Genomic DNA, 17,057 nt, shown 5'->3' with positions numbered 1-17,057 from the left:
TTTTTTAAAAGTGAAGTTATCCGTGGCGAAACTCATTTTCACTGACAACTTGGTAACTGTGCGATGATGCGTCATAGCTAATGATGACAACACGATCACCGCGTTTTAACTGCTCGGAGGATGGGGCGCGTATTTGTAAAATTAACCCAGCCCCGCCATCTTCTAATAGTGCCTCGCCATTTTGTTCATTTACCGTTCCTGAACGTACTGTGGCGTATTTACCGATAAGCTGTTGTACTGTTTTAGGTTTATTGAGATTCACCAATTTTTTGCGCACAGGTTTTAAGCACAAAGCGGTTAAATGAAGAGAGATAAATAGGGTGATCGCAAAAACGGCGAAGCTGACGAGATAACGTAATAAATCAGTATCAATGAAGCGAATAAAGATATGTACGCTGAAATAACTGATTATCCAGCCAAAAAGAGTAAATAACGTGACAATAATGGTGACCGGGATCCCTGCTAAGCCAAGTTTGGTTAACCAGCCTGCGAAACCCGTTGCATCAATACCGGCGTCAAATTCGGTATCAAGATTAAAGATGTCGATATCCAATAATCCAAAAGCGGCACATAACCAATAAAATAGAACAATGATTAGCAAACCACTAAAGATAATTGTCGGGAACATCAAACTGTTATGGAAAAACAAACTCATAGGGTTTTCTCTTTATTATTAATGCATTATTGAGCTTATGTGAAAAGGAACGTTTGTTTAATTTATCACCATAAAATTATTTAGCTTAATAATATATTTTTTAATTAATAGCAGTATCAGACTAGTCTATAAGCACTTTTTATTTTTTTGAGTTTCTTATAATGCTGGTTATTTATCCAGCCTTATTTGGTGAAGTTATTCCTAAAGTTTTATTGATAACAGCAAGGCATCAATGAGATAGGATTTTACCATTAAAAATTAAGTTGATGATAATCATTCTCAAACAAAGAACAGGTGTTTAAAGTACAAAATGGGGAGAATAGGGATGATTAGGGTGATAAATTTGCGCTTCATTATTTAAATTATCTATGAAGCGCAAAAAAGTAAGATTAGTCTATCAAGTTCAGGAATGCCGCACCTCGTGCGCCTCCAGAGTCACCATAACGTGCTTTTTCGATTGCAGGTAATGTTGCTATGCCATATAGGTATTGTGGAAGCACTTCTGGTAGTTGTTTATAGATCTCTTCAAACTGTGATAAGCCTCCGCCAATCACCACTAAATCGGGGTCAAAAACAGTGACGATTTGCCCCATAAACATCGCAAGTAATGACATATAACGGTTAACATGTTCTTTTGCTTGAATATTACCTTGCTTATATAGCTCAATAATTTCGATAGCTGAACGTTTTTCATTGGTGAATGAGGAATAAATACGCTCAAAGCCCGGACCGGATAGATAGGTTTCAAAGCAAGCTGTTTGGCCACAGCCACAAGTTATTTCAGGGACTTTTTCCCCTAATAGCTTGGCTCCACGAACGCTGAGATTCATGTGACCTATTTCCCCTGCAATTCCATTTTTACCGGATAAAACTTTGCCATTTATAATAAACCCACCGCCCACACCAGTCCCTAAAATTAAGCCAAGAACAGTAGGGAAGCGCTTGAAATTAGGGTCCCAAGCTTCTGATAATGCAAAACAATTGGCGTCATTTTCCACTTTTACTGGACGTTGTAATATATTAGCAAGGTCATGAACTAAAGGTTTGTATTGTGCAGTAGGGACATTGGTTGTAAATACGGTTCCTTCCGCATGGTTTACGATACCAGGGACGCCAACACCGACTTTTCCTTGGCAGTTAAATTTTTTATCTGCTTCTTGAGTGAGTTCGAGAAACGTATTTAAGAGTGTCTGGTAATCATCTTTAGGTGTAGGAACGCGTTTTTGCCAGACCTGATTTAATTCGTTGTCAAAGACGGCAAGTTCAATTTTTGTCCCGCCCATGTCAAAGCCGTAATACATTTTCATCATCCTTTAGTTATTTATGTATCATGTATCTATATGATAAATAATAAATGAAAGTACTAATTAGCCTGATTATACAAAAGTTATTTGATGAAAGAATTATTGATTTAATATTTATTTTTATATTTACATGAAGTTAGCCTTAGTTTGCTGACAAACATACAATATTTGGGGCTAGTCAAACTAGGTATTGATTTTCATCGGATAAAACAAAGTGAAAAAATCACACTTTTATCTCGTTTTATCAATCAAAGTTAGGAGGTACCTGCTAGCTTTGATTGATATATAACGCGTTATTTTTGGTTTTTTAGTGGTTGATACTTTTTTAAGATAAAGTTATGCAATTCCATCGCAAGAATGTTATGGACTTCCTGAGTAGGGTGAACATCATCGATAAAAATATAATGGGGGTCAATTTCTAATGGTTTAGAATTATCGCGGAGAATATAACCATTAGTAAAAGCTTTTTCTTTATTATATGCTCCCAGAGAGTTTTTATTTATATCGTCAACAATATTAGTTATATTTTTCATTACGTCATTAACATTGAAGTAATTAATGTTAATGTTTTTGTTTAATTTTAAGAGATTAACTAGGGTCTGAAGCTTATTGTTATGCTCTATGCTGAGATTTTGTATTTTTCGTTGTTTTTTCGGTGAGCAGGTTTTTATTGCAGGGGTTTGGGATAGATCAGGGAGTCCCATCACGAGGATATTTCTCGCACCATTTTTGATCATTTTTTTGATTGTTTTTTCTTGACTAGAGATAACGACATCGACATTTTCTTTCGAATAGGTCATATAGTCATTGGCACCAAGAAAAATAATACCTAAACTTTTTTCATCAAACTTAAGGTGTTTTGTTTGTTTTTCAATATTTGAAAGTATGGCAAATTGAGGGTGAAGTGTGGACTTAAAATAAGGTGCGCAAGCTGAACCACCTTCAGACTTATTTGTGAGTGTAACTTTACCTTTACTTGAATGGCTTTTCATCGTATTTGGCATGGTGAGAAACTCAGGCCATGTGAAACCATTAGTGAACCGCCCATCATGGTATTGGTTAGCATTAGTGAGTAATCCACCCGACTTTTTATACATCCTTCCTTCAGAGTCAGATAAGCTGTCACCAATAACCGTGACGCTATCAAAACAGGTTATTGCTTCTTTCTTCTCTATATTAAATTTATTTGAATAAGCAATAGCTAATTGAAATGGCTTTCCAGGAATTCTTTTTTCTGTATGTCTGCCCAAAAGAGAGCCATCTACATCATCGCCGGAGAGTTCTTTCATGTTATGAAATGAAGCCTGCCCTTTGGTTTTGCCGTCATTAAGTCCTACAGAAATGTTGTTACCGATATTATTGGGTGTACTTTGTGGCGATTGATTCTTAATCGATACTATATTTTTCAATACTAGATTGGTGGTATCGGGTACTGTTGAATTAGGTCTGTGTGTAATTGCGCACTTAATTTTATTGTATATTGATGTCATAAGGAGTCCTTATTGATTGGGATACTTCTCGATAAAACTATCAATCAACAGACAAACACAGTATCAAATAAAGATTGTTTATCTATAATGACATGACTAACAATTAAGATATTAAGCTATATAAAACAATTAGTTGATTGCTAGTTGTTATTATTATCGACAAAGTTATTGCATCGTTTTTTAAAAAAATGTATTGTTATATTATAACATTACATTTAGGTGGTTATTATGAAACAGGGGATCCATCCACAATATCGTACCGTGGTTTTCCATGACACAAGTGCAGATGCCTATTTTAAAGTAGGGTCAACAATAAAAACCGAAAAAACAATCGAGTATGAGGGTGAAATATTTCCGTATGTCACGCTTGATGTCTCTTCTCAGTCGCATCCGTTTTATACCGGTAAACAAAAAATGATTTCACAGGAAGGTAAAACGGCACAGTTTCAAAAGCGTTTTGGTCGTTTTTTACAGTCAGAGGGTAAATAAAGATGAAAGTACTGAGTTCATTAAAAACGGCAAAAACCCGTCATCCAGATTGCCAAATTGTTCGCCGCCGCGGCCGGGTGTATGTGATATGCAAAACAAACCCGCGTTTTAAAGCAGTGCAAGGCTGTAAGAAAAAACGTTAACTATTGAATTTAAATATAATTATAAAATTTCCTGTATCGCTTTATATTTTATTTGCTTAGCCATTGCAGATTATTGCTCTCTGCCGTGGCTTTTTTTATTTGTTTTTTTTGTCCACTGATTCCCTCGATCATTAGCATGATTACTAATCTTCTTATTATTAGTGATGAAATTCACTTGCACATAGATGCATATTTTGTCAGGTTTAATACATCCGAAAAATTTCTAGCTTCAATTTTTGTGGATACTGAATGAATGACAACAATGACGGTATTTACTTTGAGGGGTCGAAACTAGAAATTTTTTGGTTAAAATTCAAACGAACAGGGTGAGTAAAAAATGAAAAATGTAGGGTTTGTTGGCTGGCGTGGAATGGTCGGCTCAGTATTGATGCAGAGAATGGTTGAAGAACGTGATTTTGATGCGATCCGTCCTGTTTTCTTTACCACATCACAACAGGGTGCAGAAGCGCCGGTTTATGGTGGCCATCGTAGCGTTTTACAGGATGCTTTTGATATCGATGCACTAAAAGCATTGGATATTATTATTAGCTGCCAAGGCGGCGACTACACGAATGAAGTTTATCCTAAACTGCGTGAGTCTGGCTGGAATGGCTACTGGATTGATGCTGCGTCTTCATTACGCATGAAAGATGATGCGATTATTATTCTTGATCCCGTGAATAACCAACATATCCAAGACGGCTTAAATAAAGGCATTAAGACCTTTGTCGGTGGGAATTGTACGGTAAGTTTAATGTTAATGTCTTTAGGTGGGTTGTTCACTAATAATTTAGTGGAATGGGCATCTGTGGCAACGTATCAAGCTGCTTCAGGGGCTGGGGCACGCAATATGCGCGAGCTTCTGGCACAAATGGGGTCTTTGCACACGCAAGTGGCTAAAGAACTCCAAGACCCGGCCTCCGCTATTTTAGATATCGAGAAAAAAGTCACAGATTTCACTCGCAGTGGCACAATGCCAACGGATGCATTCGGCGTACCATTAGCGGGTAGCCTGATCCCATGGATTGATAAAGCGTTAGAAAATGGCCAAAGCCGCGAAGAGTGGAAGGGCCAAGCAGAAACCAACAAAATTTTGGAAACGGGCAGTAATATTATTCCAGTTGATGGGCTGTGTGTCCGTGTGGGTGCGCTGCGCTGCCATAGCCAAGCTTTCACATTGAAACTGAAAAAAGATATTCCGTTGAATGAAGTTGAGCAATTGCTTGCCTCACATAATGATTGGGTGAAAGTGGTTCCTAATGACCGCGAAATCACTATGCGTGAGTTAACTCCAGCGGCTGTCACTGGCACGCTTAGCACCCCTGTTGGTCGCTTGCGTAAACTGAATATGGGCCCTGAATACTTATCCGCCTTTACGGTTGGTGACCAATTGCTGTGGGGCGCCGCTGAGCCTCTTCGTCGTATGTTAAGAATTTTATTATAAGCGCGGCACCGCAATAAGTCGTATTCGATAAGCCTGCATAATTTAATATGCAGGTTTTTTTGTACCTAAATTAGTGACGAGCCGGTTCATTCTGCGGCGGCTGGTGTTCTAACTCTTTTGCTAAGAAATAGTTCAAGAACGTTCGGATCACAGCAATAATACCGAGTTTAATGAGGCTATCTAAATCTGGGTCAACGGTTGTGGCTAAGATATCAGCGGCTAATTGGAACTCTAACGCAGTGGCTAGCCAATCACCAAAACAATAGCGAGCCATTCGTGTTTTTTGGGTTCTCATCCACACGATCAGGGTCTTGATTAACCCAATCACTACGCAGATAACTGAAATTGCTTCTAACAGTAATTGAAGCACGTGAACACTAGACACCAGTAATTCACGTAAAAAAACTAAATCGAACATTCAGGCCTCGACTCGATAAGTGTATTGGATTCATATTTGTTAACTATGAGCAAATATTGCCAAAATATCGAGTTTTATTGTAGGTCTGTTTTATTGTGGATCTATCGTTTCAGAAGGTAATTGGCTAATGGATAAAATATTTCGATTGCCATCAATGACCTGAATATTTTTATTGGGTTGATAACACTCACGTAAAGGTGATAAGCAAGCTTGCTGTACACCTTGTTGTATATTAAGCCAATCACTGATTAGCCAATAATTATTCGCTGTAGAATAAGGTGACTGCAAGTTTACTGGTTTGATGTTTGGTTTACTGGCGCTTTCGCTGTACCAAATCAGCAAAGGAATTTCATAGGCTTCTTTTCTTGGGTTGTTAACACCATGGTGGTAGTGAATATTGTTATCGCTGTCTAAGCGCTGCAACGCATGGTCTGAATAGTACATCAAAGTCGCAGGTTTCCCTTCGAGTTGTTGTATTAGGTTTTCGATAAATTTGTCGGTATAAGCGACGGAACTGTCGTAGCAATCGTCATCTTCTTGGCCACTAAATGTTTTTAGTTCAGTTTCAGGGAAGCGGTTACAAGCAGGTTCATGGCTACCATAAGTATGTAACACAATGAGTTTTTTCTTATCAGTAGGGTCATTGATCGCGTTATTGAAGTCATCTTGCAGCTCTTCATCGTAGCCGACAAATTCGTTCCACGTTTTCTTTTGTGACATAGAAGCAATAGCAGAAATGATACTGGTACGTTTATTGGTTTTTCCCTGGTTGCTGACCCAATAGGTTTTAAAGCCCGCATGATTGGCTAATGAAATGATATTGTCGGAATAGTGTGATTTCTCCTGCATTTGCTCAAAACGAATATTGGACAGTGAAATAGGGACTGACAAGATAGTCACCGGTGCAGGGGAATAGGCTTGTTGAAACGCCAATATTTGTGATTTTCGCTGATTTAAATTGGGCGTTGTATCATATTGATAGCCATAAAAACTCATATGGTCACGGCGTAATGACTCACCAATGACAAGCACATAGATTTCAGTTTCAGACGCTTTTTTCTGGTAGTTAAATGCGACCTTTTGTGATGATATTTTTTTTATGCCTCTGTTTTCATATAAATTTTTGACTAAAGCTGCCGCATTGTAGAAAGGGGTATTTAAGAAGTATTTTTCTGTGATCAATAACGCGCTATCAGGCTTGCTTAGTAATGAGGCGTAATAGGTTGGAATAGCTAATAGATAGCCACAAAGTAGAGCCATACTTGTCGTTGTTATACGACGATTCATGTATTTTGCACATTGATGAATACATGCTAAATAAGCAGAAAAAACAAATAAATAAAAAATAACATAACCAATGTTATAGGAAAGCATTCCTACAGTTTCACTGCTATTGGTATTGATAAAAGTTTCTGCAATCGAAGAAGAAAAGCGGATATCGTGTTTTTGATAAAAGAAGAATGAAACAGATAAATTGAGAGCCCACAGGAGTGAAACAAACACCGTGAAAATTTTGCCAAGCAAAAAACGATAAATACCTGCACACAACAGTATTATCAGTGCTCCTGAAATTACGATGGCCATATCAGCGATAATGCTAACATCTCCACTGAAAAATACAGGGGTGATAGATATCAATAATGCATAAATTGAAATAATAATTTGGCGTATCATAGTGTTATTTTACGTATTTTTGACCTTACCTGAGGTTATAGAGGCAATTTAAAATAATAAGTTAACATCTAATTAACTTAAGACATTGTTCGTTTATAACATAAAAAAAGGTAAGGTAATCAAAATAATGGCGTAAAAAACTGTAAAAGAGCGTTAGGTTTAGTCATGACCTGCCCCCCACAAGTTGCGAGGGGAGGTAAAGTATTGAGTTAGAAAGTTACCGCAATTTTGGCATCAATATTGTTATCGTGATAATTTTTTGATAAAAATTTATTATAATTAATTGATAGCTTAGTATTTTCTTTTATATTGATATCAGTACCGATTTTTAATGCGACACCATGGCGTGATGCAGGAACACTATGCGTTGTAAATGAGCTCGGGGTATCGGTAAAATTCAATTTTAGTCCTCTATTTAAATTCCCGTATTGATATTGCCAGTTAAGCTCACCGTGTAAACCGATATTGGATGTTTTACTCAATTTCCATTGGTTATCAAGGCGTAGCCCAAGGGTAGATAACATCGTATTGATGCGCTGTTTACGTGCCTGTAGTGATGTGTTGTTGATGTTTTCATTAATAGCATGATTCATTGCGCTGATATAAGTGAGATTGGTGAATGGCTCAATATTTATCCCATTTGAGTTAATTGGATAGGCCAGCTCCATAAAAGCTTGATGTGTGTTGGTATAATAGCTCGCTGAGTGACTTGTGCCATCACTGATTGAGCGTTCGGTATGAATGAGATGTGAAGTGTGACCGAGCCCTGCACGAACCGCGATAGGTTGCCATAAAGCGCTACCATAAATGGCGGCATGGTAGTTATTACTGTTAGCGTGGTCAAAGTGGTTAGATAAGTCACTTTGGCTAAAACCTGCGGCGATACCTAATGTCATTTTTTCGTTAATAAAACGTCGATTTGCCCCAAGCAATAGACCATAATTTGATGACTTATACCCAGTGGCATTGTTATCGCCAGTCGTTTTATCCCAATCATAGAGCATTTTGACCCATACATTGCCTTTGCTTTCGCTACCCCATGATCCAGACAAGCGAGCTTGTTCAAGTACTGTTTCTTTAATCTGACGGCTATTATTTATTTGATTGGATAATAGGTCCGCGTATATTTGCCCGGTGACATTGCGAAATATCGCTTGAGCTTGTTGTTTTGTTTGGCTTTTTAACGTTTGGTTATAGAGAGCATGGTGCGTAGGAAGCGTTTCAATAGCGTTAGCCACAGCGGTTTGGTTTTGCGTTGCAGCTGCACTGGAAAATGCAGTGTTATTGCGCCCTACCTTAAGTGTAACCTCTTTGGGGGTGTAATTTAGTGTCGTTCCAATAAACTGGTAATTAGGCACAACAGCATCAAATTGGCCATCAACCCCCTTTTGAGCGCTTAATATCGTATATTGTGTATCAAATAACTGGTTGATATCTTGCTTAGAAAGCGGGTTATTTTGATTTTCAAGCGTGACACTGACGGTACCACCCTTTAATGAAGCTGAGCCTTGGCTGATGACTTTATCATTTTTACCTGCTGAATTGATTTCAACCAAATAATGGCTGTTGGGGGCAAAAGTTACGGAATCAATGATGTTAATTGTGCCAATTGAGTGACCGGGTGCAACAACTGCACCTTGGTTGGCGGTTAATTGTCGAATGCTCCCATTACCCGTCAGTAAACCGTGGTGGTTAATATTCACCGAAGCACCGATTTTTCCGTCATCTAAGACTAACGTTCCTTTCTGGACATCAACTGCGGAATCTAAGTGTTTTTTAAGGGTAACCGTTCCGCCATTTATATGGGATTTTTGCGAGTATTTATTCTCACCCGTTAAGACTAAATGGCCTTGGTTTACTGTAAAGCCTGCGAAGGTATTGTTGCCAGATAATACTAATGTCCCTAGGCCTTGTTTCGTTAACTTTCCCGTACCTTGAATATTATTTTTCCATTCATCTAGCTTACCGACATTGGCAATATCAAAGTCATTAACGTCTTGATTGACGATAAAGTTTTCATATAAATAGGAGGGGCCATGATGAGCCGCAGGTAAGTTAATTAACCCCCAATAGCTATTTGGATCATTTTCTTTGATATTCCAACCCGCAATTGATTGGCTTGGATACGCAGTGCTGGCTAAAATATTGTTCCACTGTGTTTTATTCAAGTATGGGAAGCGTAATCGAAGTAAATAACCCGCTGTTTTAGATATATTTTTAGGCTCGATCATAGATATCTTTTGCGTTTCTTTTTTTCCATAGTAACCAATATGGTCATTGGTTATAGGGTTAGATACGGTTAGGCAATTTTGACTGTTATTTGAACATGACGATGAAATATCTGTACGAATATTTTTAGCCGACTCAACAATGAATTTGCTGTTTTTTTCATCGGATAGCAGCTGTGATAATAAATAATAATTACCGACACGAGAAGCGATGGTATCGGTAGCGAAGTGTGCACCAACAATCACGCGGCTTTCACCGTATTCAATCGCTCGGTTGAACGTTTCACTGCCTTTTTCAGGGAAAATCATCGCCAATACTGCCGCTTGTTTAAAACCATTCCATGTATGGCCGCTAGGGTAAGATGAGCCCTGTATATGTGAATAACCTGCAATATAATGACCTTCGTCATCCAATACTTGGTAAGGACGACCACGCTTAAAATGGTCTTTTAGAATAAAATCAATTGACCTAGTACGTTGTTTTTTTTCATCATAGGCACGAGTGCTTGTATCATGTAACGAACGGATTTCTTTATATTGTTTATGGTCTTTTATATTAATATCCTGTTCGCCAAACAGTATCGTTTGATAACTATTAAATAAATAATCTGAGCTTTGGGATTTATCTGCGAGTGCTAAATTTTTTCTTTCACCCGTGATATTGATGTATTCATTGCTAATAAGCCTATCTTGCTCAGCAACTTCGCTGCCTTCTTTAGGGGTATTATTAATAACATTGTGTTTTATATCTTCAAGCCATACATTTCTTGTATCGATAATATTTTTCTCTAATTCTATAATATGATTTTTTGCTATTAGAGTACTTGTGAATATGAATGGTAATAAAGTTATTGATGCTGATATACAGGTTTTTCTCATTGTAATCCCGCCGATGCTATTGGTTAAAATTTCATTTGGCGGAGTTTATTTATAATATATTTATTTTTTATGACAGTTTTGAAAATACAAAATCGTTATTAATTAAAGTAATAAACTTTATTTTAAATTGTTTTGTTTTTTATGATGTGGTTCTCTATTGATGGGCTTTGTTTTTTTATTTTTTTATTACTGGTTTAATTAAGGAGTGGAAATAAGATAATAGTGATCAAAAAATTTATAAAAAAATAACCCCAAACTTTCGTATGGGGTTATTAAATATTATTTAGTTAGCCGAATAATTAAATATCAATATTCGCTGCTTTTAGGGCATTTTCTTCGATAAATGCACGACGTGGCTCAACAGCATCACCCATTAATGTGGTGAATAGTAAGTCGGTTGCAATTGCATCTTTGACCGTTACACGCATCATACGGCGCGTCTCAGGGTTCATGGTGGTTTCCCAAAGTTGTTCTGGGTTCATTTCACCAAGACCTTTATAACGCTGTACGTATAGACCGCGACGTGACTCACGTGTTAACCAAGTCAAAGCTTCTTCAAAGTTATCGATGTCTTGGCGACGTTCACCACGCTTGATGTAAGCACCTTCTTCAATTAAGCCACTGATTAAGTCACCTAAATGCGTAATGCGGCGGTACTCACTGCCATGAACAAAGTCAAAGTCGAGGTTGTAGTCGGTATCAACACCATGGGTGCGAATACGAATAGTTGGCTCGAATAATTGACGCTCACGGTTTTCGTTAATGGTGTAGCTGTAAGTGCTACCAAATTGTTCGTTATCTTCTAAGCGTTTAACCAGCGTTTTCGCCCACTCTTCAACTTTTTCGCTGATTTTTAAATCATCTTCCGTCAGGGTTGACTGATAAACTAAGCTGTTAAGTAAGGCTTGAGGATAAAGACGCTCAAGGCGACGAATAATACGGTGCGCAGCATTATATTCAACAACCAGTTTTTCGAGTTCTTCACCTTTCATGGCTGGCGCTTCTGCACTTAAATGCAATTCCGCGCCATCAAGAGCGATAGAAATCAGGTAATCGTCCATCGCATCGTCATCTTTAATATATTGCTCTTGTTTACCACGTTTCACTTTATACAGTGGTGGTTGAGCGATAAAGATATGGCCACGTTCAACGATTTCAGGCATCTGGCGGTAGAAGAAGGTCAATAGTAGTGTACGAATGTGCGAACCATCGACGTCCGCATCCGTCATGATAATGATGCTGTGATAACGCAGTTTGTCTGGGTTATATTCATCACGACCGATACCACAGCCTAATGCTGTGATCAGGGTTGCCACTTCTTGTGAAGACAGCATTTTATCAAAACGCGCTTTTTCGACGTTTAGAATTTTACCTTTCAGTGGCAAAATCGCTTGGTTCTTGCGGTTACGACCCTGTTTTGCAGAGCCACCCGCGGAGTCCCCTTCCACAAGGTACAGTTCAGATAGCGCAGGGTCGCGTTCTTGGCAGTCAGCCAATTTACCCGGTAAGCCAGCTAAGTCTAACGCACCTTTACGGCGAGTCATCTCACGGGCTTTACGTGCTGCCTCGCGTGCGCGTGCGGCATCAATGATTTTACCCACAACGATTTTCGCATCGTTTGGATTTTCAAGTAAATATTCAACTAATTTCTCATTCATCATTGTTTCAACCGCTGTTTTCACTTCGGAAGAGACCAATTTTTCTTTGGTTTGTGATGAGAATTTAGGATCTGGAACTTTTACTGAAATAACCGCAATCAGGCCTTCACGAGCATCGTCACCTGTTGCGTTGACTTTGCTTTTCTTTTGATAGCCTTCTTTTTCCATGTAGTTATTCAATGTACGTGTCATTGCTGCACGGAAACCAGCGAGGTGAGTCCCCCCATCGCGCTGAGGAATGTTGTTGGTGAAGCAGTACACGTTTTCTTGGAAACCATCATTCCACTGCATTGAGACTTCAACGCCAATACCGTCTTTTTCAGTGGAAAAATAAAAGACAGAAGGGTGGATAGGGGTTTTGTTACGGCTTAAATACTCAACAAAGGCTTTGATGCCACCTTCATAATGGAAATGGTCTTCTTTGCCATCACGTTTATCAATGAGCCTGATAGAAACACCCGAGTTTAGGAATGATAACTCACGTAAGCGTTTTGCTAAGACGTCATATTCAAACTCAGTCACGCCTTTAAAGGTGTCCATACTTGGCCAAAAACGAACACGGGTTCCTGTTTGGTCGGTTTCGCCGACAACAGTCAGAGGCCCTTGAGGCTCACCGTGTTTGTAGATTTGCTCATGAACTTTGCCATCACGACGAATAACGAGTTCAAGTGTTTCAGATAAGGCGTTAACAACGGAAACCCCAACACCGTGCAAACCGCCGGAGACTTTATAGGAGTTGTCATCAAATTTACCCCCTGCGTGCAGAACGGTCATGATAACCTCTGCGGCGGAGACACCTTCTTCTTCGTGGATACCTGTAGGGATACCACGTCCATCATCCTGTACGGAGATAGAGTTATCGGCATGGATAGTGATCACGATATCATCACAGAAGCCTGCGAGGGCTTCGTCGATGGCGTTGTCGACAACCTCGAAAACCATGTGATGAAGACCTGTTCCATCGTCTGTATCACCGATATACATGCCCGGGCGCTTACGCACCGCATCCAGTCCTTTTAATACCTTGATACTTGAGGAGTCATATGTATTCGACATCAACGTTTCCTGCTCTTTCTATTCCTGAGGTTGAACTTCTATTTTGCCATGTTCTACACGAAACATCTTGCTATTTGCATCTATCATATCATTAACTTGCTCAGGTGTAATGGCACTGACAAACACTTGTGCTTGTGTAGCTTTGAGACGGGTTGCCAGTAATTGGCGACGGCCGGCATCAAGTTCAGAAGCAAAATCATCCAGTAGATACAGGCATTGTTGCCCGCTCTGATGGGTGAAAAACTCACCCTGCGCTAACCGTAATGCACACATAAGCAGCTTCAATTGACCCCGCGAAAGCATATCTTCAACAGGAGTTCCATTTGCTCGAATACGCAAATCTGCTTTATGTGGCCCTGAAGCGGTATAGGTTAGTGCTCTATCACGCTCAAATTGGCGCTCTAATTGTTCTGAATAATCAATTTCTTTATCCCAACCACGCTGGAAGGATACCGAGAGTGAAAATTCGGGTAAAAATTGTTGGCAAGTTTGCTCAATATTTTCGGCAATACCTGCAATATAGTCATGACGCCATTGGCTTATTTGTTCGGAAAGCGGTGCCAGTTGTTTGTCCCAATGACGAATTTGCTCATAACGGGTGACTTGTCGCAAAGCGGCATTGCGTTGCTTTAATAACCGTTTTAAATCTGACCACACTGAAAAAAACAGCGGGTCATTGTGAAAACAGCCCCAATCAATAAAAGCACGTCGATATTTAGGGCCGCCATTTAGCAAGGTAAACCCTTCTGGGGTAATCAGTTGCATTGGCAATAATTTTGCTAGCTCTGCAATTTTATGGCCATCAGTGCCGTCTATTCGGACTTTACTGTCACCCTCGCGATTTTTGCTTAAGCCTAATGAAAGGTCGTTTCGCTGTTTATCTAAATGGCTCAGTTTACCATGAAGAATAAATTGTTCTTGCTCATGGCGAATAACTCGGTTCGCTTGAATGCTGCGAAAGGCACGGCCATGACCGAGTGTATATATGGCTTCCAGTATACTGGTTTTACCGCTCCCATTGGGGCCAATTAAAAAATTGAACCCATTAGCAAGGGAGAGATCCGCGCTTTCAATATTTCGAAAATCACGGATCAATAAACGCGAAAGGATCATAAATACCGATTACAAACGCATTGGCATGACAACATACACCGCTGCTTTACTATCAGCGTCTTCAATCTGCACACTGGAAACTGCGTCAGTTAACAGAAGTTGCACATTTTCACTTTTTAGCGCATTTAAGACATCTAAGATGTAGCTGACGTTAAAGCCAATTTCCATCTCAGTACCTTGGTAGCTAACATCAACAATTTCTTCAGCTTCTTCTTGCTCTGGGTTATTGGCCGTAATGCGCAATTGGTTTTCACTGAAATACAAGCGCACACCACGGAATTTCTCATTCGATAAAATAGCGGCGCGAGAAAAAGCTTGTTTGAGTAAATCACAGCGAGCTTCTAAGGTTTTGTCTGGGTTTTTGGGTAATACGCGACGATAATCAGGGAAACGACCATCAACCAATTTAGAGGTAAAGATAAAATCCCCAACGTGAGCGCGAATATTATTACTACCAATTTGCAGCTGTAGAGGTGTATCACCACCATCTAACAAACGCATTAGCTCGATTACCCCTTTACGAGGCACTATCACTGAATGAGAAGGTAGCGATTGACCAATATCCATTGCACAGACGGCAAGCCTGTGCCCATCGGTTGAAACGGTTCTGAGCATTTGGTCTTCGGTTTCAAATAGCATGCCGTTGAGGTAATAACGGACATCTTGGTGTGCCATTGAAAACTGAGTCGCTTCAATTAAACGTTTCAGTATTGATTGCGGAAGCGAAAACTCCACTTCGCTTTGCCAGTCATCCAAGTTTGGAAAGTCAGCTGCGGGTAAAGTGGATAATGAGAAGCGACTACGCCCAGAACGGACGAGTAGTCTGTCATCATTCAACTCTACATGAATTTCAGAACCTTCTGGTAACCCACGCCAGATATCAAAAAACTTGCGTGCGGGCACGGTGGTTGCGCCAATTTCATGCTCCCCAGTTAGGGCAACATTGGCCATCATCTCCATTTCAAGGTCGGTTCCAGTGAGTTGGAGGGTGCCTTCTTTTACCTGTAATAAAAGGTTACCTAAAATAGGCAGAGTTGGACGCCCACCTAAAGGACCACTAACCTGTTGTAACGGTTTTAATAACTGCTCGCGTTCTATTGTAAATTTCATAGCAATTAAGATGATAATGTTCTGATTAAATTAGAAAAATCTTCTTTGATGTCATGGCTCTCTTCCCGTAATTGTTCAATTTTACGACAAGCATGTAACACCGTGGTATGGTCACGGCCGCCAAAGGCATCCCCGATTTCAGGTAAACTATGATTAGTCAGCTCTTTTGCCAGAGCCATTGCCATTTGACGCGGACGTGCGACAGAACGGGAACGGCGTTTAGACAGTAAATCTGCTACCTTAATTTTATAATATTCAGCAACTGTTTTTTGAATATTATCAATAGTTACCAGCTTTTCTTGTAGTGCTAATAAGTCACGCAGTGCTTCTCTGACAAAATCGATAGTAATCGCTCGGCCAGTGAAGTTTGCGTTGGCAATCACGCGATTTAGCGCCCCTTCTAACTCACGAACGTTCGAGCGAAGGCGTTTGGCGATGAAAAAGGCGACTTCACCCGGAAGTTGGATCTCATTTTCATCTGCTTTTTTCATTAAAATCGCCACTCGAGTCTCTAACTCTGGTGGTTCGATTGCAACGGTTAGGCCCCAGCCAAAACGCGATTTTAAGCGATCCTCCACACCGTTAATCTCTTTTGGATAACGGTCGGAGGTCAAAATAATTTGTTGATTACCTTCAAGTAGCGCATTAAAAGTATGGAAAAACTCTTCTTGTGAGCGCTCTTTGTTAGCAAAAAACTGGATATCGTCAATAAGCAGTGCATCAACAGAACGGTAATAACGTTTAAATTCTTCAATTGCATTGTTCTGTAGAGCTTTGACCATATCCTGAACAAAACGTTCTGAATGCATATAAACCACGCGAGCGTTGGCTTTATGCTGCATAATACTATTGCCGACAGCGTGTAGTAAGTGGGTTTTACCTAAACCAGTCCCACCATAAAGAAATAATGGGTTGTAGGCACCGCCTGGATTTTCTGCCACTTGCCTCGCCGCTGCGCGAGCCAATTGGTTCGATTTACCTTCAACAAAGTTATCAAAAGTGTGCTTAGGGTTTACATTAGAACGATAAGCAACATCGGGTTGTACTTTGGCTGAATTGTCCCAACTCGGTTTCATTGGGGCTGACGGAACGGCAAACGCAGGTACCTGTTGAGCTGTACGTGCTTGTGTTGCTGCCGGTGCGACTGTAATCGGTTTATGCCTACCTCAAAGTGTAGTGCAGGCGCGTCAGTTCCACAAAAGTCATTCAATAATTCATTGATATTATTGATGTACTTGTCTCTAACCCAGTCGAGAACGAAACGATTTGGGGCATAAAGTGCCAGTGTATTGTCGTTTAATTCAGCTTGAAGAGGGCGTATCCACATACTGAATTCTGTGGCAGGTAGTTCATCCTGCAATCGGGCAAGACATTGCTGCCAAAGCGAAAGTGACAC

12 protein-coding genes and 1 pseudogene are annotated in these 17,057 nt (G+C 39.8%); 3 read left to right on the top strand and 10 right to left on the bottom strand.

Annotated elements, in window-relative coordinates; genetic code table 11:
* Positions 1-16: 16 nt before the first annotated feature.
* From M0M83_RS00065 to M0M83_RS00055, 3 genes are all read right to left on the bottom strand, one after another.
* Positions 17-655 (bottom strand): OB-fold-containig protein, encoded by a 639-nt coding sequence (locus M0M83_RS00065; RefSeq protein ID WP_213913830.1) that lies wholly within the window; start codon positions 653-655, stop codon positions 17-19.
* Positions 656-1,044: 389 nt separating this feature from the next.
* Positions 1,045-1,956: an N-acetylglucosamine kinase gene (gene nagK, locus M0M83_RS00060; RefSeq protein ID WP_125893863.1), complete on the bottom strand. Its 912-nt coding sequence runs from the start codon at positions 1,954-1,956 to the stop codon at positions 1,045-1,047.
* Positions 1,957-2,252: 296 nt separating this feature from the next.
* Positions 2,253-3,449 carry an SGNH/GDSL hydrolase family protein gene (locus M0M83_RS00055; protein WP_248467298.1) on the bottom strand — a complete coding sequence of 399 codons (1,197 nt, stop codon included), beginning with the start codon at positions 3,447-3,449 and terminating at the stop codon, positions 2,253-2,255.
* Positions 3,450-3,677: 228 nt separating this feature from the next.
* On the opposite strand from M0M83_RS00055, the gene M0M83_RS00050 reads away from it, so the two are divergent.
* From M0M83_RS00050 to asd, 3 genes are all read left to right on the top strand, one after another.
* On the top strand, positions 3,678-3,938 hold the full coding sequence (locus M0M83_RS00050) for a type B 50S ribosomal protein L31 (RefSeq protein ID WP_004906261.1): 261 nt from the start codon (positions 3,678-3,680) through the stop codon (positions 3,936-3,938).
* Positions 3,939-3,940: 2 nt separating this feature from the next.
* Entirely contained in the window at positions 3,941-4,081 is a 141-nt protein-coding gene (gene ykgO, locus M0M83_RS00045; protein ID WP_004906260.1) for a type B 50S ribosomal protein L36, read from the top strand.
* 337 nt (positions 4,082-4,418) lie between these two features.
* Positions 4,419-5,525 carry an aspartate-semialdehyde dehydrogenase gene (gene asd / locus M0M83_RS00040; protein ID WP_213913826.1) on the top strand — a complete coding sequence of 369 codons (1,107 nt, stop codon included), beginning with the start codon at positions 4,419-4,421 and terminating at the stop codon, positions 5,523-5,525.
* A 70-nt stretch (positions 5,526-5,595) separates the two neighbouring features.
* On the opposite strand, the gene M0M83_RS00035 is transcribed toward asd, so the two are convergent.
* The 7 genes and pseudogenes from M0M83_RS00035 to dnaA all read right to left on the bottom strand — a co-directional run bounded on the left by M0M83_RS00035 (position 5,596) and on the right by dnaA (position 17,057).
* Complete coding sequence (locus M0M83_RS00035; protein WP_125893791.1) at positions 5,596-5,943, bottom strand: DUF1622 domain-containing protein; 348 nt, start codon at positions 5,941-5,943, stop codon at positions 5,596-5,598.
* A 90-nt stretch (positions 5,944-6,033) separates the two neighbouring features.
* Positions 6,034-7,617: a phosphoethanolamine transferase gene (locus tag M0M83_RS00030; RefSeq protein WP_248467297.1), complete on the bottom strand. Its 1,584-nt coding sequence runs from the start codon at positions 7,615-7,617 to the stop codon at positions 6,034-6,036.
* Between the two features lie 209 nt (positions 7,618-7,826).
* Positions 7,827-10,724, bottom strand: coding sequence for an autotransporter domain-containing protein (locus M0M83_RS00025; protein WP_248467296.1), 2,898 nt, complete (start codon positions 10,722-10,724; stop codon positions 7,827-7,829).
* Between the two features lie 299 nt (positions 10,725-11,023).
* Positions 11,024-13,438 carry a DNA topoisomerase (ATP-hydrolyzing) subunit B gene (gyrB, locus tag M0M83_RS00020; RefSeq protein ID WP_213913822.1) on the bottom strand — a complete coding sequence of 805 codons (2,415 nt, stop codon included), beginning with the start codon at positions 13,436-13,438 and terminating at the stop codon, positions 11,024-11,026.
* A gap of 18 nt (positions 13,439-13,456) precedes the next feature.
* Positions 13,457-14,551, bottom strand: a complete 1,095-nt coding sequence (recF, locus tag M0M83_RS00015) for a DNA replication/repair protein RecF (RefSeq protein ID WP_125893784.1) — start codon at positions 14,549-14,551, stop codon at positions 13,457-13,459.
* Between the two features lie 9 nt (positions 14,552-14,560).
* Positions 14,561-15,661 carry a DNA polymerase III subunit beta gene (dnaN, locus tag M0M83_RS00010; RefSeq protein ID WP_004906243.1) on the bottom strand — a complete coding sequence of 367 codons (1,101 nt, stop codon included), beginning with the start codon at positions 15,659-15,661 and terminating at the stop codon, positions 14,561-14,563.
* Between the two features lie 5 nt (positions 15,662-15,666).
* A pseudogene (gene dnaA, locus M0M83_RS00005) lies at positions 15,667-17,057 on the bottom strand (chromosomal replication initiator protein DnaA).

The organism is Providencia rettgeri (genome assembly GCF_023205015.1).
Classification (GTDB): Bacteria; Pseudomonadota; Gammaproteobacteria; order Enterobacterales; family Enterobacteriaceae; genus Providencia; species Providencia rettgeri_E.
The sequence above is the reverse complement of the archived record's forward strand: the minus strand, read 5'-3'. Positions and strand labels throughout refer to the sequence as shown.

Excerpts from the sequence above, each read along its gene's own strand:
- M0M83_RS00065 (WP_213913830.1), bottom strand. The coding sequence starts at position 655 with ATGAGTTTGTTTTTCCATAACAGTTTGATGTTCCCGACAATTATCTTT.
- nagK (WP_125893863.1), bottom strand. The coding sequence starts at position 1,956 with ATGTATTACGGCTTTGACATGGGCGGGACAAAAATTGAACTTGCCGTC.
- M0M83_RS00055 (WP_248467298.1), bottom strand. The coding sequence starts at position 3,449 with ATGACATCAATATACAATAAAATTAAGTGCGCAATTACACACAGACCT.
- M0M83_RS00050 (WP_004906261.1), top strand. The coding sequence starts at position 3,678 with ATGAAACAGGGGATCCATCCACAATATCGTACCGTGGTTTTCCATGAC.
- ykgO (WP_004906260.1), top strand. The coding sequence starts at position 3,941 with ATGAAAGTACTGAGTTCATTAAAAACGGCAAAAACCCGTCATCCAGAT.
- asd (WP_213913826.1), top strand. The coding sequence starts at position 4,419 with ATGAAAAATGTAGGGTTTGTTGGCTGGCGTGGAATGGTCGGCTCAGTA.
- M0M83_RS00035 (WP_125893791.1), bottom strand. The coding sequence starts at position 5,943 with ATGTTCGATTTAGTTTTTTTACGTGAATTACTGGTGTCTAGTGTTCAC.
- M0M83_RS00030 (WP_248467297.1), bottom strand. The coding sequence starts at position 7,617 with ATGATACGCCAAATTATTATTTCAATTTATGCATTATTGATATCTATC.
- M0M83_RS00025 (WP_248467296.1), bottom strand. The coding sequence starts at position 10,724 with ATGAGAAAAACCTGTATATCAGCATCAATAACTTTATTACCATTCATA.
- gyrB (WP_213913822.1), bottom strand. The coding sequence starts at position 13,438 with ATGTCGAATACATATGACTCCTCAAGTATCAAGGTATTAAAAGGACTG.
- recF (WP_125893784.1), bottom strand. The coding sequence starts at position 14,551 with ATGATCCTTTCGCGTTTATTGATCCGTGATTTTCGAAATATTGAAAGC.
- dnaN (WP_004906243.1), bottom strand. The coding sequence starts at position 15,661 with ATGAAATTTACAATAGAACGCGAGCAGTTATTAAAACCGTTACAACAG.